Source organism: Knoellia subterranea KCTC 19937 (genome assembly GCF_000768685.1).
GTDB lineage: Bacteria > Actinomycetota > Actinomycetes > Actinomycetales > Dermatophilaceae > Knoellia > Knoellia subterranea.
On record NZ_AVPK01000001.1, the window covers coordinates 497,531 to 517,937 of the forward strand.

The following is a 20,407-nucleotide window of genomic DNA, read 5'->3' on the forward strand; positions in this document are numbered from 1 at the left end:
GCACCGGGTCCGCATACACTCACGGCCATGAGACAGCGGCTCCTCGTCGGCATGGCCTGCGCAGACGCCGCACTCCTCTTCATTGCCTTCGTCATCGGGACTTACGTGCAGTTCGGGGGCCACCCGTTCGGCGATGAGGTCTTCATCGACACCCAGGCACGCGGGCTGCTCCAGATCCTGCTCATCTGCCTTGGCGGGTCACTCGTGGGCAGCGCCCTCGTGGCCGCGGTGATGCCGCACGGACCGCCCCGCCCGACCTACAGCCGCGGCTCGCTCGGTGCGCTCTTTGCCTTCTTCGTGATCACGGCCGTCATCGTGCTCGTCCGTCCGTACTACTCGCGGCCGCAGCTCTTCACGACCCTCGTCGTCTGGATCGTCCTCGTGCTGCTGTTGCGTGCGGCGCTGCGACTGCGCCCGTGGACCGAGCGCCTCGTGATCGTCACGAACTCCGACGCCATCGTGCGCGCGCTCGACGAGACGCCGCACATCACCGTGGTCGGCGTCATCGACCCGAACGCGACCGGTCCGCTGTCGGCTCCGCCGCTCGACACAGTCCTCACCGTCGACCTCAGCGCGCCGTGGTCACGGGAGGTCACCCGCTACGTCTCGGCCACGTCCGTCGCCGGACGGGAGGTGCGGCCCCTCAACGAGGTCTACGAACAGCACACCGGCCGCGTCCCGCTCGGGCACCTGTCGGAGGGATGGGAGATCGAGACCTCACTCCTGCGCAAGCTGCCCTTCCTGCCGTTCAAGCACGCCGTCGACCTCCTCCTCGTGATCCTCACGCTGCCCCTCTGGCTGCCCCTCATCGCCCTCGTCGCCGTCGTCGTGCGCGTGGCCGACGGCAGCCCGGTGATCTTCCGGCAGGTGCGCGTGGGACGCCGCGGCGAACTCGTCGAGCTCTTCAAGTTCCGCACCATGCGCGCCGACGCCGAGGAGCAGGGGGCGCGCCAGGCCACCGGTGACGACCCGCGCATCACGCCGATCGGCCACTTCCTGCGCAGCGTCCGCCTCGACGAACTCCCCCAGTTCTTCAACATCCTGCGCGGCGAGCTGTCGCTCATCGGCCCTCGGCCCGAGCAGGTGAGCTTCGTGGAGAAGTATCGCGAGGCGATCCCCTTCTACGACCAGCGCCACCTCGTCCGTCCCGGCATCACCGGCTGGGCCCAGGTGCGTCACGGCTATGCCGCGTCGGAGGAGGAGACGATCGAGAAGCTCTCCTACGACTTCTACTACCTCAAGCACATGTCGCCGCTCCTCGACCTCGAGGTGCTTGCCCGAAGCGTGTGGACGGTGGTGTCCGCATCGGGCACCAAGCCCAAGGCTCAGCCGTCTGCGGAGGAGGCCGCCGAGCTCGAGGTCGAGGCCCGGGAACAGCGCGTCGACGACGAACTCCACCCGAGGCGCGAGCGCCCCACCGGCTGACCGGCCGCGAACAGACGATTGCCCGCCGCCGGTGTGGCGACGGGCAATCGGTCCTGAATCGTCAGCGCTGGTATGCCGGGAAGCGCGTCACGAGATCGGTCACCTCCGCGCGCACCTCCTTGGAGACTGCATGCTCCGGGTCCGCGTCGCCGTCGACGACAGCGCGAGCGATGAGGCCGCCGATGGTGCGCATCTCGTCCTCGCCCATCCCCTGCGTCGTCACGCACGGGGTGCCGACGCGGATACCGCTCGCGATGTTGGGCTTCTGCGGGTCGAACGGGATGGCGTTCTTGTTGAGCGTGATCCCGGCCGCGTCGCAACGGGCCTCGGCGTCGGCGCCGGTGACGAGCACCTGCTGGAGGTCGTGGAGCGACAGATGGGTGTCGGTGCCACCGGTCGTCGGGCGAATGCCCTTCTCCCCCAACGTCTCCGCGAGAACCTTGGCGTTGGCGATGACCTGCTTCGCGTAGGCCTGGTACTCCGGCGTCGCGCACTCCTTGAAGTTCGTCGCCTTGGCAGCGATCGTGTGCATCTGCGGACCGCCCTGCATCATCGGGAAGACGGCCTTGTCGATGGCCGCCTGGTGCTCGGCCTTGCAGACGATGGCGCCGGAGCGCGGGCCACGCAGGACCTTGTGCGTCGTGAAGCTCACGACGTCGGCGTGCGGCACCGGGCTCGGGATGGCCTTGCCGGCGACCAGACCGATGAAGTGCGCGGCGTCGACCCAGAAGATCGCACCGATCTCGTCGGCGACCCGACGGAAGAACTCGAAGTCGATGAGGCGCGGGATCGCGGAGCCGCCCGCGAGGATGACCTTGGGCTTGTGCTCCTTGGCCAGACGCTCGACCTCGTCGTAGTCGATGTCCTCGGTGTCCTTGTCGACGCCGTAGTGCACCGCGTTGAACCACTTGCCGGAGAACGACATCTTCGTGCCGTGGGTCAGGTGGCCACCGTGCGGGAGGCTCATCGCGAGGATCGTGTCGCCGGGCGACATGAAGGCGCCGTAGACCGCCTGGTTGGCGCTCGCACCCGAGTGCGGCTGGACGTTGGCGTGGTCGGCCTCGAAGAGCGCCTTGGCCCGCTCGATGGCCAGCGACTCGGCCTTGTCGACCTCGGAGCAGCCACCGTAGTAGCGGCGACCCGGGTAGCCCTCGGCGTACTTGTTGGACAGCGTCGAGCCCAGCGAGGTGAGGACGGCGGGCGAGGACATGTTCTCGCTCGCGATGAGCTGCAGGCCGCCACGCAGGCGGTCCAGCTCGGACACCAGCACTCCGGCAATCTCGGGGTCGAAGGCCTCCAACGCCCCGAAGTCCGAACCGTAGAACGTCTCACTCATCGTTGTTGCTCTCCTCGGGTTGGGATGTCGAGTCGACAGGACTTGTCGGCTCGGCAGGCTGCTCGGCTTCGGGCTCAGGCTGGTGCTCGGCCGCGAGGGCCAGGATCTCGTCGGCGTCGATGGCGCCGCGACGCAGGATGGTCGGCTCGTCGTGCGTGCAGTCCACGATCGTCGACGGCAACCCACCCGTCACCGGTCCGCCGTCGAGATAGAACTCGACGGATGCCCCGAGCTGGGTCGCGGCGTCGATGACGGTGCGGGAGGCCGGGTGCCCCGTGCGGTTGGCGCTGCTCACGGCCATCGGACCCACTTCGCGCAGGAGCTCGAGCGCGACCTCGTTGTCCGGCATGCGGATTGCCACGGTCCCTCCGGTCTCACCGAGGTCCCACATGAGCGAGGGCTGCGCCTTGAGGACCAGCGTGAGCGGCCCGGGCCAATAGCGCTCGATGAGGGCGCGCGCATAGTCGGGGACGTCGGTCGCCAGTCCATCAACGGTGCGGACCTCGGCGACGAGCACCGGTGGCGGCATCTCTCGTCCACGCCCCTTGGCGTCGAGGAGCCGCTGCACAGCATCCGGCGAGAACGCATCGGCGCCGATGCCATAGAGAGTGTCGGTGGGCAGGACCACGAGGTCCCCCTGCCGCACACCAGCGGTCGCCTTGGCGATGCCGTCCTGGCGCCCCTCGGGTGTCGTGCAGTCGAAGACCGGGCTCATGGGCATCAGCCTAGGACCGCGGGGACACCCACCAGAGGGCAGGCCCGGAGATCGGGCTGATCTTGTCGCTGACCTGCGTGTTCACTGCGCGGGAAAGCCCCGATTGCGTAGTGTCGGGCCGTTCGTCTCTCCGAGAGAAAGAGGTGCAACATGCGTGGTTCCGGACTCATCTGGACGATCGTCGGTGTTCTTCTGATCATCGCTCTGTTGATGTACATCCTTTGACCGACTGACGACACGGCTGCGGCCCCGACCTTCGTGGTCGGGGCCGCAGTGTTTGCCGGGCGAATCGTCAGGCGCGGACGGCGACGGTTGCGCGTGGGCGACCGGTCAGGTCGAGGCGGTCCTCGACGTGGGACCACGATCCGGTGGCTCGCAACGCGGCCGGCAATGACTCGCCCTGGCTGTCGGCATGTTCCATGACGAGCAGACCACCCGGCCTCAGCAGCCCGGCAGCCCGTGCGGCGACGAGTCGGGGAATCGCCAATCCGTCCTCACTGCCGCCATAGAGCGCGACGTGCGGGTCGTGGTCGCGGACCTCCGGGTCGATGGGCTCGGCGGTGGTCGGAATGTACGGCGGGTTGGACACGACGACGTCGACGTCACCGACGAGGTCCTCGAAGGACACGATCGCGTCCCCCTGCACGAGGTCGATGTCGAGACCGAGCCGCTCACGGTTGCGTTGCGCCCACGCAACGGCGAGCTCGCTCAGCTCGACGGCATGGACTTCGGCCCCGGCAACCTCCGCCTTGATCGACAGCGCGATGGCGCCGGACCCGGTGCAGAGGTCGACGACGACAGGCCTCTCGACGCCCGACTGGACGCAGCCACGCACCGCGTCGATCGCCCAGCCCGCGACGACCTCCGTCTCGGGTCGGGGCACGAAGACACCGGGACCCACCTCGAGCTCCAGACCACGGAACCAAGCCCTCCCCGTGAGGTGCTGGAGCGGAACGCGAGCTGCGCGCTCGGCCACGAGACCGGCATACCCCTCTGGTTCGGAACCACCGACGATCATGCGTCGCCGCACCTCACTGGCGTCCACGCCGAGGGCGTGCGCGGCGAGCGCGACCGCATCGTGGTCGGGCGAGGCGACCCCGGCGTCGGCAAGCCGGCGCGACGCTTCGCGCACGGCCTCCCGCAGGTCGCTCACGCGCCCTCGCCCAGCGCGGCCAGCCGGGCAGCCTCGTCGGCCGACATCGCCGACTCCACGACGGGGTCGAGCTCGCCGCCGAGGACGGTGTCGAGGTTGTAGGCCTTGAAACCGGTGCGGTGGTCGCTGATCCGGTTCTCGGGGAAGTTGTAGGTGCGGATGCGCTCGCTGCGGTCGACCGTGCGGACCTGGCTCGCCCTGATGTCGGCGCTGGCCGCGTTGGCCTCATCGACCGCCAGCTGGTGGAGGCGCGCCCGGAGCACACGCATCGCCGACTCCTTGTTCTGGAGCTGGCTCTTCTCGTTCTGGCAGGAGACGACCGTGCCCGTCGGGAGGTGGGTGATGCGCACCGCCGAGTCGGTCGTGTTGACGCTCTGACCGCCGGGACCGGACGAGCGGTAGACGTCGATCTTGAGGTCGTTCGGGTCGATCGTCACCTCGACCTCCTCGGCCTCGGGCATGACCCAGACGCCGGCCGCGCTCGTGTGGATGCGACCCTGCGTCTCGGTCACGGGGACACGCTGCACGCGGTGGACCCCACCTTCGTACTTGAGGCGGGCCCACGGTCCCTCGCCCGGCATCGGGTGGCCGCGACTCTTGACGCTCACCTGCACGTCTTTGTAGCCGCCGAGGTCGGTCTCGGTGACGTCGAGGACCTCGGTGCGCCAGCCGCGCTGCTCGGCGTAGCGGAGATACATCCGCAGGAGGTCGCCGGCGAAGAGCGCTGACTCGTCGCCGCCCTCACCCGCCTTGACCTCGAGGATGACGTCGCGGTCGTCGTCCGGGTCACGCGGGATGAGGAGTCGACGCAGGTGCTCGGCGGCGTCGTTCGCCGCCTGCTCGAGGGCGGGGACCTCCGTTGCGAAGGTCGCATCCTCCGCCGCAAGCTCGCGGGCCGCGTCCAGGTCGTCGGTCGCGGACTTCCATGCGGCGTATGCCGTCACGGTCGGTCCCAGCGCGGCGTACCTCTTGTTGATCTCACGGAGACGGTCCGGGTCGGACGCGACCGCCGGGTCGGCCATCTGCAGTTCGAGCTCGGCGTGCTCGTCGGCCTGGGCCTGGGCTGACTCGAACATCGATGGCCTCTCGGGGTGAGGTGTTGCTTCGGGGGCGGCTCAGCGGCCGCGGGTGGAACGTCGTGGGTGGAAACACGAATGCGCCGACCCGGATCCTTGCGGATCGACGGGTCGGCGCATCGAGAGTGCTACGCGTCGGCCTTCTTGCCGTAGCGAGCCTGGAAGCGCGCAACGCGGCCACCGGTGTCGAGGATCTTCTGCTTGCCCGTGTAGAACGGGTGGCACTGGCTGCAGACCTCGGCGTGGATGACGCCGTTCTCGGCGGTGCTGCGCGTGGTGAACGTCGCGCCACAGGTGCAGGTGACCGTGGTCTCCGCGTAGTTCGGGTGGATGTCCTTCTTCACGATGTGTCTCCTTGGATGTCTCCGGGTCGGCGAGCCCATCACGGTGATGCAAGCCCTCTGGCGCCCCGCCTGCACCCACTCGTGAGGGTGGTGCTCAGGAAACGCGTCTGTGCCGTGAACCGGTCCAGCGATCAAGTGTGCCAGAGCAGGCACACGGAGACCTAAACGACGGCACCTCCCCCGGCATTCCCGCCACGCGCTGGCTCGGGCTTCATGGGGCCAAAGGCGCGGCTGAGCGCGCGTTTGGCCCCCTCTCACGACGCGGCTTGGAGGGTCAGTCGTTCGTGGGCCATAACGACCTGAGCCATGAAGCGGTCCTGCGCCAGCCGAAGGCCCAGAACCGGCACCCGCAGCACATGTTCCCCCGCCGCCACGAGGTCGTTCTGACGCAGGGCGTCGTCCACCGGGTTGAGCGCCCACTGGTGGTGACCCCCGTCGATCTCCACGAACAGGCCGATGTCCTCCCAGCCAGCGTCGAGGTAGACCCGCCCACCGTTCCCGTGACGCACTACCTGCGGTGACGTGAGCCTCTGCGGGACGACAAGGCACAGGACCAGCGCTGCTTCACGATCTGTCCGGGTCCAGCATGCTGCTCGGATCGCCGCGTTCTCGACGCACACTCGAGGGAGCCCTCCACCCGCCAGAGGCGGTAGGGCGACAACCCTGTGCAGACGCATGCCCTCAAGCTGGTGATGACGATTGGCATGCCGGATGGTGACGTCGATCCGCCACGGAGTGAAGCCCTTGAGGCCGGCCGCACAGAGTGCCACCGCGCCGTCGAGTGCAGCTCCGGCCCCGCTCTCCCACACCGCTTGCCACCACAGTGCTTCACCTGTCGGCGCGGCAGACCCGATGCCAACGGTGTGCTTCCCGAGAACGTGCCACCGTCCAGCCGTGATCTCGGTGCGGATGTCGGCACGAGTAATCCCGACCTCACGCAGTTGCTTGCGGTGTGCCACCCCGCCCTGATCAGCCGCGATGCCGCGAGCACGCACCTCCCGCTCGTGGCGGCTGAGGCGGAGGCGTGGCTGTGGCATGAAGCCATGCTTGGGATCAGGAGCGCCGAAGGACAGATCGGAGCACGAATCTGTGGACAGGTCGGCCCAGAAGCAACGCCTGTGGACAGTCGACATGGGGCCAAAGGCGCGACTGAGCGCGCGTTTGGCCCCATGAGGCCACAAGCCGAGGGGTCACGGGAGGTTGGCGAAGGCCTTGTCGAGATCGGCGAGGACGTCGTCCACGCACTCGAGCCCCAGCGAGAGCCGCAACAGGTCGGCGTCCGGGCGAGCATCGTCGGCGACAAGGCGGTGGGTGAGGCTCGCCGGGTGCTGGATGAGGCTGTCCACACCGCCGAGGGACACGGCGTGGGTCACGAGCTCGAGGCGTTCGAGCAGTGCCGACGCCGCGGCATACCCTCCGGCGAGGCGGAAGGCGACGAGGGCACCCGCCCCGGCCATCTGCCGTCCCAGCAGACCGAGCGGGTCGCCTCCGGGCAGCCCGGCATAGTGCACACGACTCACCTCGGGCCGCTCCGCAAGCCACGCGGCCACCGTGGCCGCCGACTCCTGCTGCGCCCGCACCCGCACGTGGATCGTCTGGAGTCCGCGGTGCAGCTCGTACGCCGCCAGCGGATGCAGCACCGCCCCGGTGATGGCGCGGATCTGACGCAGCAGCGCAGTCCACTCGTGGTCGGCGGCGACGACGCCGCCCATGACGTCACCGTGCCCGCCCATGAACTTCGTGGCCGAGTGCAGCACGAGCGTGGCGCCGTGCACCGCCGGCTGCTGGAGCACCGGGGTGGCGAAGGTGTTGTCGACCGCGACCGGCACGTCACCTGCCTGCGCGACGATCGCTGCGATGTCGACGAGGTCGAGCGACGGGTTCGCCGGCGTCTCGACGAGGACGAGTCCGGTGTCGGGTCGGATCGCCCCACGCACCGTCCCTGGCTCGGCCCACGTGACCTCGGTCCCGAGGAGACCTGTGGCGAGCAGATGGTCGGACCCTCCATAGAGGGGCCGGACGGCCACGACGTGCGGCTTGCCCGCTGCGACGGCCGCGAGCAGCGCGGCGGTGAGGGCCGCCATCCCACTCGCGAACGCCACGGCACCGTGCGTCTGCTCGAGGGTGGCGACGGCGCGCTCGAACCGGTCGACCCCGGGGTTCCACAGCCGTTGGTAGACATACGTCGCTTCACCGTCCGGCCGCTCCCCCGCACCGATCGTGTCGTATGCCGTCCCGCCGGCTTCGATGGTCGGCATCGGATACGTCGTGGCCAGGTCGATGAGGGGCACGTGCAGCCCGAGCGCGGTGAGGTCCTCGCGACCGGCGTGGACGGCGAGAGTGGCGTGGTCGGGGCGCGGGTACGACGTCGTTGTCATGAGGCGATCGTCCGCAGGATCGGTGGATGGGCGAAAGAGTCCCGCGGATTCTTCGCCAAGTCCAAGAATCACCGAGGAATGCAAGCGCTCGCGCGGCTAGCGTGAGGGCTGTGCCGCAGAAACCTCACCCCCTCACTCCCGGCCCCGCACCCACGTCGCCCCCGACCCTCGACGACATCGACCGCGCGATCGTCTCGGCCCTGCTCGCGGACGCCCGCGTCTCCAACGCCGTCCTTGCCCGCACCGTCGGCATCGCCGAGTCGACCTGCCTGGGCCGGGTCCGGTCGCTGCGCGAGCGCGGCGTGATCACGGGGTTTCGCGCGGTGGTCGACCCGGCTCAGGTCGGTCGGCCCATCCAGGCGATCATCGCCATCCGGCTCGCGGGCCACGACCGGGCCCAGGTGGAGGCGTTCGGCAACGAGATCGCCGCGCTGCCCGGAGTGGTGTCGGCGTTCAACATCAGTGGCGCCGACGACTTCCTCGTCCACGTGACGTCGCCCTCCCCCGACGACCTGCGCGACTTCGTCCTCGACAACGTCTCGAGCAGGCCCGGTGTCTCCAACGTCCAGACCTCGCTGGTCTTCCGCGGTCACGAGGGCGTGGGGCCCCTCGCCTGACTCGCACCGTGGACGGTCGACTCGCTCACCGAGCGAACAACCCGATCCGGTTCTAGCCTGCAGAGATGGACGACAACAGCATCGTGCGGACGAAGGACGTCGAGACCGTCATCCACCAGGGCGACGACCTCGGCGAGGAGCATGCCGGTCTGAGCAGGACGCTCACGGCCAAGGACCTCATGGGCTTCGGCATCGGGATCGTCATCGGCACCGGCATCTTCACCCTCACCGGGACGGGCGCCAAGAACTACGCGGGGCCGGGCATCGTCCTCTCGTTCGTCATCGCCGGCTTCGTCAGCCTGCTCGCTGCCCTCTGCTACGCCGAGCTGGCGGCCGCCGTCCCTACCGCCGGCAGCTCCTACACCTACGCCTACACGACGATCGGCGAGATCTTCGCGTGGATCATCGCGTGGGACCTCATCCTCGAGTTCGCCCTCGGGGCTGCCGTCGTCGCACGCGGCTGGTCCGGGTATCTCCAGGAGGCCTTCGACCTGCCGACCCAGTTCTTCGGCGAGGAGTCGAGCATCAACCTCGGAGCCCTCGGGATCGCCCTCGTGCTCGGCATCGTCGCGGCGGTCGGCATCAAGGAGTCCAAGTGGGTGACCAACGCCCTCGTCGCCATCAAGGTCTCCGTCTGCATCTTCGTCGTCGTAGTCGGCATCTTCTTCGTCAAGCTCGCGAACCTGGCACCGTTCATCCCGCCGGCCCAGCCGATGCGTGAGGACCTGCGCACCAGCGGACTCGAGCAGCCCTTCTGGCAGTGGGTCACCGGTGCCACCCCGACCGCCTTCGGCGTCACCGGTGTCTTCGTCGCGGCCGCGATCGTCTTCTTCGCCTACAGCGGCTTCGAGGCCGTGGCCAATCTCGGCGAGGAGACCAAGGACCCGGCCAAGGACATGCCGCGCGGCCTCATCGGCACGCTCCTCATCTGCACCGTCCTCTACCTCGCGGTGTGCCTCGTCATCACCGGCATGGTGAAGTACACGAACATCTCGGAGGGCGCCCCCATCTCCGACGCCTTCGACCAGGTCGGCATGGGTTGGGCGTCGGTGCTCATCGGGATTGCCGCCGTCGCCGGCCTCAGTTCGGTGATCCTCGTCGACATCATCGCGATGGGCCGCATCGGCTACGCGCTGTGCCGCGACGGGCTCCTGCCGGCGTCGGTCGGCAAGGTCTCCGAACGCTTCCACACGCCGCTGCGCATCACCATCGCCACCACCGCCGTGGTCTGCGTCCTCGCGGCCTTCGTCCCACTCCACACCCTCGCCGAGATGGTGAGCATCGGAACGCTGTTCGCCTTCCTCGTCGTCTCCATCGCGGTCGCCGTCCTGCGCCGCACCAACCCCCGGATGAAGCGTCCCTTCCGGACCCCGTGGGTTCCAGCGCTGCCCATCGTGTCCGCGCTGGCCTGCCTGGGTCTCATGGCGAGCCTCGCCGTCGGCACATGGCTGCGCTTCCTCGTGTGGCTCGGCATCGGCCTCATCGTCTACTTCGCCTACGGCAAGAGTCACTCGAATCTCGCGCCCGGCAACCTCGTCGCCACCGGCTACGGCCGACGCACCGAACCGCCGGACGGCGAAACCCCCGCGCGCGACTGACCCACGCTCACCTAGCGTCGGGGAATGCAGCCGACCCCGCGTCCAGCGACCGCTGGCGACATCGACGACCTCATGACCCTGCGCGTGCTCATGTTCGAGGCCATGGGGACGCCCGCCGCCCAGCTCGAGTCCGCTGCCTGGCTCGGTGCTGCGCGGGACTGGTTCACGTCGCGGATCGACCACCCCACGACCCGGGTCCTCGTCGTGGAGGACGGCGGCGACATCGTCGCAGGCGGCCTCGCCGAGGTGCTTTCCTCGATCCCGGCCCCGTCGATGCCACGCGGACGGCTCGGCTTCGTCTCCAACATCGCCACGCTCCCCCACGCCCGCGGCCGTGGTCTCGCCCGACTCGTCATGACCGAACTCGTGCGTTGGCTCGACGAGGAGACCGACGCCGACCGCATCGACCTCGCAGCCACGGCAGAGGGCGCACCGCTCTATCGATCACTCGGCTTCCAGCTGGCTGCCTTCCCGACCATGCGCCGTCTCGCGCCGGTCCCGGGAAGCTGAGCGGACGGCATACCCGAAAAAACGGTGATGTATGCCGTGAGGCGGCCTCCCGTTCGGGAGACCGCCTCACGACGTGGTGGACGCGCGATCAGGCGTCGTCGTCCTCGTCCTCGAGTCGGATCGAGCTGTTCTGCTGGACCTGCACGAGGAACTCGTAGTTCGTCTTCGTCTTGCGGAGGCGGTCGAGGAGCAGCTCGATCGCCTGCTGGCTGTCGAGCGCACCGAGCACGCGACGGAGCTTCCACATGATCTTGAGTTCCTCCGGTGCGAGGAGGATCTCCTCACGGCGGGTGCCCGAGTTGTTGACGTCGACGGCCGGGAAGATGCGCCGGTTCGAGAGGCCACGGTCGAGCTTGAGCTCCATGTTGCCGGTGCCCTTGAACTCCTCGAAGATCACCTCGTCCATGCGCGAACCGGTCTCGACGAGCGCGGTCGCGAGGATGGTGAGCGAGCCACCGTCCTCGATGTTGCGCGCGGCACCGAAGAACTTCTTGGGCGGGTAGAGCGCTGCGGAGTCGACTCCACCGGACAGGATGCGCCCGCTGGCGGGGGCCGACAGGTTGTAGGCACGACCCAGCTTGGTGATCGAGTCGAGCAACACCACGACGTCGTGACCCATCTCGACGAGTCGCTTGGCGCGCTCGATGGCGAGCTCGGCGACCGTCGTGTGGTCCTCGGCGGGGCGGTCGAAGGTCGAGGCGATGACCTCACCCTTGACGGCGCGCTGCATGTCGGTGACCTCTTCGGGGCGCTCGTCGACGAGCACGACCATGAGGTGGACCTCGGGGTTGTTCGTCGTGATCGCGTTGGCCACGGCCTGCATGACCATCGTCTTGCCGGCCTTGGCCGGGGCGACGATGAGGCCGCGCTGGCCCTTGCCGATGGGGGCGACGAGGTCGATGATCCGCGTCGTCAGGAGGCCGGGGTCGGTCTCGAGGCGGAGGCGGTCCTGCGGGTACAGCGGAGTCAGCTTGCCGAACTCCGCGCGCTTGCGGGCGTCGTCCGCGGTCATCCCGTTGATGCTGTCGAGGCGCGCAAGCGGCGTGTACTTCTGCCGGTTGTTGCGCGAGCCCACGCTCTGCTGCTGGATCTCCTCGCCCTCGCGGGGAGCCTTGGTCGCGCCGACGACGGCGTCGCCCTTGCGCAGGCCGTGGCGCTTGACCATGCCGAGCGGGACGTAGACGTCGTTGGTGCCCGGCAGGTAGCCGGACGTGCGGACGAACGCGTAGTTGTCGAGGATGTCGAGGATGCCCGCGACCGGGACGAGGATGTCGTCCTCGGCGATCTGCGGCTCGTTCTCGTGCTGGGTCTCGCCGCCCTGACCGACGGGGCGGCGCTTGTCGCGGTCACGGTTGCGGTTGCGGTTGCGACGGCGGCGGCCGCTGCGGCCCGTCTCGTCGTCCTCACCGGTGCCGTCACCAGACTGCTGGGCCTGCTGGCCCTGCTGCCCCTGCTGGGACTGGTTGCGATCGCCCTGTGCGCCGTCGCGGGGGCCACGGTCGCCCTGGTTGCGGTCGCCCTGGTTGCTATCTCCCTGCTCGCGGTCGCGACGCTCGGCGCGAGCGCGGTCGGTGCGCGCGTCGCCCGTGTCGTTGGCGTTGGTCTTGGCGGACTCGTTCGCGGCGTCGTCACGACGCTCCGGGCGGTCCTGCTGGTCCTTGCGCTCCGCACGCGCGTCGTCCTGCGCGCGCTGCGGCGCGCCCTGTCCGGAGGACGAGGCTCGACGGCTGCGGGTCCGAGCGGGGGCCTGCGACTCCGACGTCGACGACTCAGCCGACTCAGCCGACGCGGGCGCCTCGGCCGGGGCCGGCTCCGAGGCGGCAGCCGGGCCGCTCTCGCCGTTCTGACGGGCCTTGATGGCGGCGACGAGGTCGCCCTTGCGCATCTTGGCGGTGCCGGAGATGCCCATGCTCGACGCGAGGCCCTGGAGTTCAGCGAGGCGCATGGCCGTCAGCGAACCGGACCGACGCGGGGTTGTCGCCGCGGGTGCGTCAAGGGTGGTGGTGTCTGTCACGAAGGATCCTTCCCCTCGTCAGTGGGCCCCAGCCCGCACGAGCGGGGCCGAAGTGGGTGCCAGGGATCTGGCGGGTGTGATCCACGGGGGCTGCCGACGTCGGCGCGTGACAGAGCACGACTGGCCCATGCAGTGGAGGGTGCGATTCGCGGTAGGCATCGGGTGAGCAGAACGCTTGCCCGGCATCAATTGCGACCGCGTGACCACGATAACACCCTGAACCTCACGTGGTCCGTTGCCGTGCCGGCTCGCTCACGAGGTGAGGACTTCAACTCCGTGGTCGGGTATGCCGGGTTGCAGCACCCGCCACCCCTCACCTCCGTGGCCGACGACGTCACCTGCGGTCGACGTCGTCGCGAGCACGAGAACGGAGGGACCCGCACCCGAGATCACGGCGGCGTGGCCAGCCGCCCGCAACGAGTCCACGAGCGCCATCGAATCGGGGTACGACGGCCGGCGAGGCTCCTGGTGGAGCCATTCGCGCGTGCCCGCGAGCAGGTGCTCGGGCGCGTCAGTGACCGCCCGGACGAGGAGCGCCGCCCGAGCGGAGTTGGCGGCTGCGTCACCGAGCCGGACCTGGGCCGGGAGAACTGCGCGCGCCGTCGCGGTCGACAGCTGGGTCGCAGGACTGAACACGACCGGGACGACGTCGGGGTGCGGGGTGAGCCGCAGCGTTGACGTGCCCAGGGCCGGATCGTCGGACCACGACAGGGTCAGTCCGCCGAAGACGCTGGCCGAGGAGTTGTCCGGGTGTCCCTCCAGCCGCGCGGCAAGGTCATTGATGCGGTTCAGGTCGATGACTCCGGGCGTACCGTCCTGCTGGCCTGCCAGGGCGTGCGCCAGCGCGATGCCCGTCACGATGGCCGTCGCCGACGAACCCATGCCTCGCCCGTGCGGGACCTCGTTGTGGCACTCGATCCTCAGCCCGGTGGGTGCGCTCCGGCCCAGGTCCTCGAAGGCGTGCACGAAACTCCGGTGGACGAGGTGGGACTCGTCCTGCGGCACCGCACCGGCGCCTTCACCGGCAACCGTGACCTCGAGACCCGGAGTGTCGAGAACCGTTGCGCGACAACGGTCCCAGACGCCGAGGGCGATGCCGATCGAGTCGAATCCGGGACCCAGGTTGGCGCTGCTCGCGGGGACACGCACACCCGCGCTGGTGCCGGGCCGCCACTCCCCCACGATCAGCTCTCGAAGCCGAGGACCTCGGCGACGGCCTGCGCCTCGGCAGTGACGCGGACCGGCTCGATGTCGGTGCCGTCGGCGGTGCGCAACGCCCATTGCGGGTCCTTGAGCCCGTGGCCCGTGACGGTGCAGACGATGGTGGCATCGCGGGGCACCTCACCACGCTCACTCGCCTGAAGCAGTCCGGCGATGCTCGCCGCCGATCCGGGCTCGACGAAGACGCCCTCGGTGGACGACAGGAGGCGGTGCGCCGCCAGGATCTGCTCGTCCGTGACCGACTCGATGCGCCCACCGGACTGGTCGCGGGCCTCCTCGGCCTGGCGCCACGACGCGGGGTTGCCGATGCGGATCGCCGTCGCGATGGTCTCGGGATCGTCGATGGGGTGGCCGAGGACGATCGGGGCGGCCCCAGCCGCCTGGAACCCCCACATCTGCGGCGTGCGGGTCGCGACCGGTGCCAGGCCCCACGTCTCGGTGGCGTACTCGGTGTAGCCGCGCCAGTAGGCGGTGATGTTGCCGGCGTTCCCGACGGGCAGCACGTGGATGTCCGGAGCGTCACCGAGCGCGTCCACGACCTCGAAGGCCGCGGTCTTCTGGCCCTCGATGCGGGCTGGGTTGACCGAGTTCACGAGCTCGACCGGGTGGACCTCGGCGAGCTTGCGGGCCACGGTCAGGCAGTTGTCGAAGTTGCCGTCGACCTGGATCAGGGTGGCGCCGTGGGCGATGGCCTGACTCAGCTTGCCCATGGCGATCTTGCCCTCGGGCACGAGAACCGCGCAGGTCATGCCGGCCTTCGTGGCGTAGGCCGCGGCGGACGCGCTCGTGTTGCCGGTGCTCGCACAGATCACGGCCTTGGCACCGCGACCCTTGGCATAGGAGATGGCGGTGGTCATCCCTCGATCCTTGAACGACCCGGTCGGGTTGAGGCCTTCGTACTTCACGAAGACGTTCGCGCCGACGAGCTCGGAGAGGTGCTGGGCCTCGATGAGGGGCGTCCCTCCCTCGTGCAGGGTCACGACCGGCGACTCGGCCAGCATCGGCAGGCGGTCGGCATACTCGCGGATCACTCCGCGCCACTGGTGTGCCATGTCAGGCCCCTTCCACGCGCATCCAGGACACGACGGCGTCGACCGTGTCCAGGCCAGTCAGGGCATCGACCGTGGCGGCCAGTGCCGAATCCGTAGCCCGGTGGGTCACGATGACGAGGGACGCCCGGGACTCGTCGTCGTCCGTGAGCATCCGCTGACGAACCGTCTCGATCGAGACACCGTGGTCGGCGAACGCCGAAGCCACCTGAGCGAGGACACCCGGTCGGTCCGCCACGGCGAGGCTGATGTGATACCTCGTCGTGGCGAGCCCCATGTCGACGACCGGCAGGTCTGCGTAGGCCGACTCCTTGGGCCCGTGTCCTCCCGCCAGGCGGTGGCGGGCGACGGCGACGACGTCGCCAAGGATGGCCGACGAGGTGGGATCGCCGCCGGCACCCTTGCCATAGAACATCAGCTCCCCAGCGGCCGACGCCTCGACGAAGACGGCGTTGTAGGCGTCTCGGACGGAGGCGAGCGGGTGGGTGCGCGCGATCATCGCGGGGTGGACGCGGACGCTCACACCTGTCGGCGCTCCCTCGTCGTCGCGCACGAGCTCGCAGATGGCGAGGAGCTTGACGACGGCATCCATGTCGCGGGCGGCCTGGATGTCGGCCGCCGTGACCTCGGTGATGCCCTCACGGTGCACATCGTCGCTGGACACGCGCGTGTGGAAGGCGAGGGATGCAAGGATCGCGGCCTTGGCTGCGGCGTCGAAGCCCTCGACGTCAGCGGTCGGGTCGGCCTCGGCATAACCGAGAGCCTGCGCCTGCTCGACGGTCTCGGCGAAGCCGGCGCCCGTGGAGTCCATCTTGTCGAGGACGAAGTTGGTCGTGCCGTTGACGATGCCGAGGACTCGCTGCACGTCATCGCCCACGAGCGACTCGCGCATGGGCCGGACGATCGGGATGGCACCAGCGACAGCGGCCTCGTAATAGAGGTCGACGCCGTGCTCACCGGCGGCCGAGTAGAGCGTCGGGCCGTCCTCGGCGAGCAGAGCCTTGTTGGCGGTGACGACCGAGGCACCGTGCTCCATGGCCGTGAGGATCAAGCCCCGCGCCGGGTCGATGCCACCGATGACCTCGATGACGATGTCGGCGGCGCGCACGAGCGTGTCGGCGTCGGCGGTGAAGAGAGCAGGGTCGACCGGCACGTCCGGACGCGCCCGCTCGGGCCGCCGCACGGCGATGCCGATGAGCTCCAGTCGGGCACCCACGCGGGCAGCCAGGTCGTCGGCGTTCTCGACGAGCATCGTGGCCACGGACGACCCCACGACGCCGCACCCGAGCAGGGCGACCTTGAGGGTGGGCACGCTTTCGGCAGGGATGGAAGCCATCTCGGCTGGGTTCTCCTCGGTCACGGGCTCGACGTCCCCTCGCTGCGACATCACGACTCCCCGACGTCGAGAGCGAGCAGGTCGTCGATGGTCTCACGGCGCACGATGACCCGTGCCTTGCCGTCTCGGACCGCGAGCACCGGTGGTCGCGGGGTGTGGTTGTACTGGCTCGACAGGGCCCGGCAGTAGGCACCCGTGCCCGGCACCGCGATGAGGTCGCCGGGCTGCGTGTCCGCCGGAAGCCACTCGTCCTGGACGACGATGTCGCCGCTCTCGCAGTGCTTGCCCACGACGCGGGCCAGCATCGGCTCGGCATCGGAGTAGCGGTTCGCGAGGGTGCACGAGTAGTCGGCCTCGTAGAGGGCCGGGCGCACGTTGTCGCTCATCCCGCCGTCGACGGAGACGTAGGCACGGGCGTGGTTGTCGCCGAGATCGACCTGCTTCACGGTGCCGACCTCGTAGAGCGTGAACGTCGATGGACCGACGATGGCACGACCGGGCTCGATGGACACACGAGGCACCTTCGCGAGGTCACCGTCACCGATCGCTTTGAACTCACGCCCCACGATGTCCGCGAGCTGCTCACCGAGCAGCGCGGGCGAGAGCGGGGTGTGCTGGGAGGTGTAGGCCATGCCGAAGCCACCGCCGAGATCGATCTCGGGACTGTGGTGGCCCAACTCATCGGCGATCTGCGCGTGCAGGCCGATCAAGCGGCGGGCGCTCATCTCGAAGCCGCCCGTGTCGAAGATCTGACTACCGATGTGGGAGTGCAGACCGCGCAGCTCGAGGCTGTCGTGGGAAAGCACGGCCCGGGCCGCATCGAGGGCCTGACCACCGGAGAGGCTGAAGCCGAACTTCTGGTCCTCATGACCCGTGGCGATGAACTCGTGCGTGTGCGCCTCGACGCCGACAGTCACGCGGATCATCACCGGTGCGACGACGCCCAACTCTGCGGCGATAGCCGCCACTCGCTCGATCTCGATGAACGAGTCGACGACGATCCGGCCCACGCCGTAGTCCAGAGCCGCCCGGATCTCGTCGAGCGACTTGTTGTTGCCATGGAAGCCGATGCGCTCCGCCGGGAAGCCCGCTCTGCGCGCGACGGCGAGCTCGCCGCCACTGCACACATCGAGCGAAAGTCCTTCTTCTGCAACCCATTTCGCGACGGCGGTGCACAGGAAGGCCTTGCCGGCGTAGTAGACGTCCGCTCCTCCGCACACCGTGTCGAACGCGCCCGCGAAGTCGTCGCGGAACGCTCTCGCCCGCGCGCGGAAGTCGCCCTCGTCGAGCACATAGGCGGCCGTCCCGAACTCCTCCGCGATCGCAACCACGTCGAGTCCCGCAACCTGCACGCGGCCCTCGGCGTCACGGCATACGGAATCCGGCCACAGCTGCGGAAGCAGCGCGTTGACGTCGCTCGGGAAGGGCAGATAGAGCGGCGGGCCGCCATAACCCTCGGCGTGGAGCGCCCCGGCCTCGTGCGAACGCATCGGTCAGCGCCTCACATGCGCTCGGGCGCGCTGACGCCGAGCAGGTCGAGGCCGTTGGCGAGCACCTGACGGGTGGCGTCGTTGAGCCAGAGCCGCGTGCGGTGCAGGTCGGTGACCTCCTCCTCGGCGTTCATCGGCCGGACGCGGCAGGTGTCGTACCACTTGTGGTAGCGACCGGCAAGGTCCTCGAGGTAGCGCGCGACGCGGTGCGGCTCGCGCAGGTGCGCGGCCTGTGCCACGACGCGCGGGAAGTCACCCAGGGTCGCGAGCAGCGTCGCCTCGGTGGGGTCGGAGAGCAGCGAGGGGTCGAAACCGTCCTCACGACGCACGCCGTCCTCCCCCGCGAGGCGCGACACGTTGGCCGTGCGGGCGTGGGCGTACTGCACGTAGAAAACGGGGTTGTCGTTGGTCTGCTTGCGCAGCTCCTCACCGTCGAGCGACAGCGGGCTGTCAGCCGGGTATCGCGCCAGGGAGTAGCGCACCGCGTCGGACCCGATCCAGTTGAGCAGGTCGCTCAGCTCGATGATGTTGCCGGCGCGCTTGGACAGCTTGGCGCCGCCCAGGTTGACCAGCTGCCCGATGCGGACGTCGATGTTGACGTCGGCGTCGTCGCCGGCCGCCGACGCGATCGCCTTGAGCCGCCCGATGTAGCCGTGATGGTCGGCACCGAGGAGGTAGATCTTCTCGGTGAACCCACGGTCCTTCTTGCTCAGGTAGTAGGCCGCGTCCGCCGCGAAGTAGGTCGGGACACCGTCGGCGCGGATCAGCACGCGGTCCTTGTCGTCGGTGAAGTCGGTCGTGCGGAGCCAGACGGCGCCGTCCTTGTCGTAGACATGCCCCTGCTCGCGCAGCCGCGCCACGGCCTGCTCCACGGCGCCACCCTCATGCAGCTCGGTCTCGGAGAACCACACGTCGAAGAAGACGCCGAACCGCTCGAGCGTCGACCGGATCTCGGCCAGCTGGGCCTGGTAGGCCAGCGGGCGCGCGACGGCGACAGCCTCGTCCTCGGGCAGGTCGACGACGTCGGGGCGTTGTGCCACAACGGTTTCGGCGAGTTCGCCGATGTAGGCGCCGGGGTAGCCGCCCTCGGGAGTCGGCTCACCCTTCGCGGCGGCGACGACGCTCAGCGCGAACTTGTCCATCTGCGCGCCCGCGTCGTTGATGTAGTACTCCGCCGTGACGTCGGCACCGGAGGCGGTGAGGAGTCGCCGCATCGAATCGCCGAGCGCGGCCCACCGCGTGTGCCCGATGTGCAACGGACCCGTGGGGTTGGCCGAGATGAACTCGAGATTGATCGTGTGGCCGGCTTCCGCATCGTTCTTCCCGTATGCCGTCCCGCTCTCGACGATGCTGCGCGCCAGTTCGCCGGCGCTCGCCGCGTCGAGGGTGATGTTGAGGAAGCCGGGTCCGGCGATGTCGACGCGGGCAATGCCGTGGATCTCACCGAGACGGGTGGCGAGGGACGTCGCGAGGTCGCGGGGCGGCATACCAGCGGGCTTGGCCAACTGGAGCGCGATGTTGGTCGACCAGTCCCCGTGGTCACGGTTCTTGGGTCGCTCCACGCGAACCTCGGCGGGGACGTCGACGGCGAAGTCGCCGGCAGCAGTGGCCTCGAGCAGGGCAGCCCGGATCGCGGACGAGAGTTCTTCGGGAGTCACCCGGGAAGTCTATTGGCCCGGAATTGCCGGGCGTCCGTCGGCTGCGAGGCGTGAGATGACCTCGACGAGCTCCACCGGATCGAAGGGCTTCCCGACGAAGGCGTCGAAGCCGGCGAGGGCCGCCTCACTGCGGTCGTGGGCCGTCGTCGAGGCCGTGACGAGGATCGTCGGGACGTCGGCGAGACGCGGGTGGGAACGGATGGCCGCGATCGCCCACCAGCCGTCGCGACGCGGGGTCTGGGCGTCGAGGACGATGACGTCAGGGACCTGCGCAGCCGGATCGATGAGCTGGCTCATCGCCTCGTGGCCGTCGGCCGCCTCGAGGACGTCGAACCCCTCGAGCTCGAGGTTGATGCGGATGATCGCCCGGATCGAGTCGATGTCGTCGCAGACGAGGACCAGTGGGCGCGGCGTGACAGCCACGACGCCAGCACCGGATTCCATGGAGCGAACTCTAGGCTGCTACCCTCCCTGAGCAGCCCGGAAC

Annotated in this window: 18 protein-coding genes; 4 read left to right on the forward strand and 14 right to left on the reverse strand. The window is 69.2% G+C overall.

The window, feature by feature from the left end; translation table 11 throughout:
* The first annotated feature begins 27 nt into the window (after nt 1-27).
* On the forward strand, nt 28-1,425 hold the full coding sequence (locus N803_RS17290; RefSeq protein ID WP_052111622.1) for a sugar transferase: 1,398 nt from the start codon (nt 28-30) through the stop codon (nt 1,423-1,425).
* A 61-nt stretch (nt 1,426-1,486) separates the two neighbouring features.
* On the opposite strand, the gene N803_RS02285 is transcribed toward N803_RS17290, so the two are convergent.
* The 7 genes from N803_RS02285 to N803_RS02315 all read right to left on the reverse strand — a co-directional run bounded on the left by N803_RS02285 (nt 1,487) and on the right by N803_RS02315 (nt 8,427).
* On the reverse strand, nt 1,487-2,761 hold the full coding sequence (locus tag N803_RS02285) for a serine hydroxymethyltransferase (protein WP_035902274.1): 1,275 nt from the start codon (nt 2,759-2,761) through the stop codon (nt 1,487-1,489).
* Nucleotides 2,754-3,476 (reverse strand): L-threonylcarbamoyladenylate synthase, encoded by a 723-nt coding sequence (locus tag N803_RS02290; protein WP_035902277.1) that lies wholly within the window; start codon nt 3,474-3,476, stop codon nt 2,754-2,756. Before N803_RS02290 ends, N803_RS02285 begins: the two co-directional genes overlap by 8 nt.
* A 292-nt stretch (nt 3,477-3,768) precedes the next feature.
* Nucleotides 3,769-4,629, reverse strand: a complete 861-nt coding sequence (gene prmC, locus N803_RS02295) for a peptide chain release factor N(5)-glutamine methyltransferase (protein ID WP_035902279.1) — start codon at nt 4,627-4,629, stop codon at nt 3,769-3,771.
* Complete coding sequence (gene prfA / locus N803_RS02300; RefSeq protein WP_035902281.1) at nt 4,626-5,705, reverse strand: peptide chain release factor 1; 1,080 nt, start codon at nt 5,703-5,705, stop codon at nt 4,626-4,628. The genes prmC and prfA overlap by 4 nt, the downstream gene beginning before the upstream one ends.
* Nucleotides 5,706-5,833: 128 nt before the next feature.
* The gene (rpmE, locus tag N803_RS02305) at nt 5,834-6,049 is read right to left on the reverse strand and encodes a 50S ribosomal protein L31 (RefSeq protein ID WP_035902284.1); all 216 of its coding nucleotides are present in this window, start codon (nt 6,047-6,049) and stop codon (nt 5,834-5,836) included.
* Between the two features lie 254 nt (nt 6,050-6,303).
* Nucleotides 6,304-7,086: a PDDEXK family nuclease gene (locus N803_RS02310; protein WP_035902285.1), complete on the reverse strand. Its 783-nt coding sequence runs from the start codon at nt 7,084-7,086 to the stop codon at nt 6,304-6,306.
* Between the two features lie 153 nt (nt 7,087-7,239).
* Nucleotides 7,240-8,427 (reverse strand): trans-sulfuration enzyme family protein, encoded by a 1,188-nt coding sequence (locus N803_RS02315; RefSeq protein ID WP_035902286.1) that lies wholly within the window; start codon nt 8,425-8,427, stop codon nt 7,240-7,242.
* Between the two features lie 110 nt (nt 8,428-8,537).
* Here N803_RS02315 and N803_RS02320 point away from each other — a divergent pair, with 110 nt between their 5' ends.
* The 3 genes from N803_RS02320 (at nt 8,538) to N803_RS02330 (ending at nt 11,152) form a co-directional block, all read left to right on the forward strand.
* Complete coding sequence (locus N803_RS02320) at nt 8,538-9,044, forward strand: Lrp/AsnC family transcriptional regulator (RefSeq protein ID WP_035902289.1); 507 nt, start codon at nt 8,538-8,540, stop codon at nt 9,042-9,044.
* Nucleotides 9,045-9,109: 65 nt separating this feature from the next.
* Entirely contained in the window at nt 9,110-10,642 is a 1,533-nt protein-coding gene (locus N803_RS02325; protein WP_084763928.1) for an APC family permease, read from the forward strand.
* 24 nt (nt 10,643-10,666) lie between these two features.
* Entirely contained in the window at nt 10,667-11,152 is a 486-nt protein-coding gene (locus N803_RS02330; RefSeq protein WP_035902291.1) for a GNAT family N-acetyltransferase, read from the forward strand.
* 88 nt (nt 11,153-11,240) lie between these two features.
* Here N803_RS02330 and rho read toward each other — a convergent pair whose 3' ends face one another.
* The 7 genes from rho to N803_RS02365 form a co-directional block, all read right to left on the reverse strand.
* Nucleotides 11,241-13,166: a transcription termination factor Rho gene (gene rho / locus N803_RS02335; RefSeq protein WP_035902293.1), complete on the reverse strand. Its 1,926-nt coding sequence runs from the start codon at nt 13,164-13,166 to the stop codon at nt 11,241-11,243.
* A gap of 252 nt (nt 13,167-13,418) precedes the next feature.
* Nucleotides 13,419-14,315 carry a homoserine kinase gene (gene thrB / locus N803_RS02340; RefSeq protein WP_245616960.1) on the reverse strand — a complete coding sequence of 299 codons (897 nt, stop codon included), beginning with the start codon at nt 14,313-14,315 and terminating at the stop codon, nt 13,419-13,421.
* A 35-nt stretch (nt 14,316-14,350) separates the two neighbouring features.
* Entirely contained in the window at nt 14,351-15,439 is a 1,089-nt protein-coding gene (thrC, locus tag N803_RS02345) for a threonine synthase (RefSeq protein WP_035902296.1), read from the reverse strand.
* Nucleotide 15,440: 1 nt separating this feature from the next.
* Entirely contained in the window at nt 15,441-16,772 is a 1,332-nt protein-coding gene (locus N803_RS02350) for a homoserine dehydrogenase (RefSeq protein ID WP_035902698.1), read from the reverse strand.
* A gap of 50 nt (nt 16,773-16,822) precedes the next feature.
* Nucleotides 16,823-18,262, reverse strand: coding sequence for a diaminopimelate decarboxylase (gene lysA, locus N803_RS02355; protein WP_035902297.1), 1,440 nt, complete (start codon nt 18,260-18,262; stop codon nt 16,823-16,825).
* A gap of 11 nt (nt 18,263-18,273) precedes the next feature.
* Nucleotides 18,274-19,920, reverse strand: coding sequence for an arginine--tRNA ligase (gene argS, locus N803_RS02360; protein WP_035902298.1), 1,647 nt, complete (start codon nt 19,918-19,920; stop codon nt 18,274-18,276).
* Between the two features lie 9 nt (nt 19,921-19,929).
* A complete protein-coding gene (locus N803_RS02365; RefSeq protein ID WP_245616962.1) occupies nt 19,930-20,364 on the reverse strand; it encodes a response regulator in 435 nt (144 codons plus the stop codon).
* Nucleotides 20,365-20,407: the final 43 nt, after the last annotated feature.

Excerpts from the sequence above, each read along its gene's own strand:
- N803_RS02290 (WP_035902277.1), bottom strand. The coding sequence starts at position 3,476 with ATGAGCCCGGTCTTCGACTGCACGACACCCGAGGGGCGCCAGGACGGC.
- N803_RS02365 (WP_245616962.1), bottom strand. The coding sequence starts at position 20,364 with ATGGAATCCGGTGCTGGCGTCGTGGCTGTCACGCCGCGCCCACTGGTC.
- lysA (WP_035902297.1), bottom strand. The coding sequence starts at position 18,262 with ATGCGTTCGCACGAGGCCGGGGCGCTCCACGCCGAGGGTTATGGCGGC.
- N803_RS02315 (WP_035902286.1), bottom strand. The coding sequence starts at position 8,427 with ATGACAACGACGTCGTACCCGCGCCCCGACCACGCCACTCTCGCCGTC.
- prfA (WP_035902281.1), bottom strand. The coding sequence starts at position 5,705 with ATGTTCGAGTCAGCCCAGGCCCAGGCCGACGAGCACGCCGAGCTCGAA.
- N803_RS02285 (WP_035902274.1), bottom strand. The coding sequence starts at position 2,761 with ATGAGTGAGACGTTCTACGGTTCGGACTTCGGGGCGTTGGAGGCCTTC.
- N803_RS02350 (WP_035902698.1), bottom strand. The coding sequence starts at position 16,772 with ATGGCTTCCATCCCTGCCGAAAGCGTGCCCACCCTCAAGGTCGCCCTG.
- thrC (WP_035902296.1), bottom strand. The coding sequence starts at position 15,439 with ATGGCACACCAGTGGCGCGGAGTGATCCGCGAGTATGCCGACCGCCTG.
- N803_RS17290 (WP_052111622.1), top strand. The coding sequence starts at position 28 with ATGAGACAGCGGCTCCTCGTCGGCATGGCCTGCGCAGACGCCGCACTC.
- N803_RS02310 (WP_035902285.1), bottom strand. The coding sequence starts at position 7,086 with ATGCCACAGCCACGCCTCCGCCTCAGCCGCCACGAGCGGGAGGTGCGT.
- N803_RS02325 (WP_084763928.1), top strand. The coding sequence starts at position 9,110 with ATGGACGACAACAGCATCGTGCGGACGAAGGACGTCGAGACCGTCATC.
- N803_RS02330 (WP_035902291.1), top strand. The coding sequence starts at position 10,667 with ATGCAGCCGACCCCGCGTCCAGCGACCGCTGGCGACATCGACGACCTC.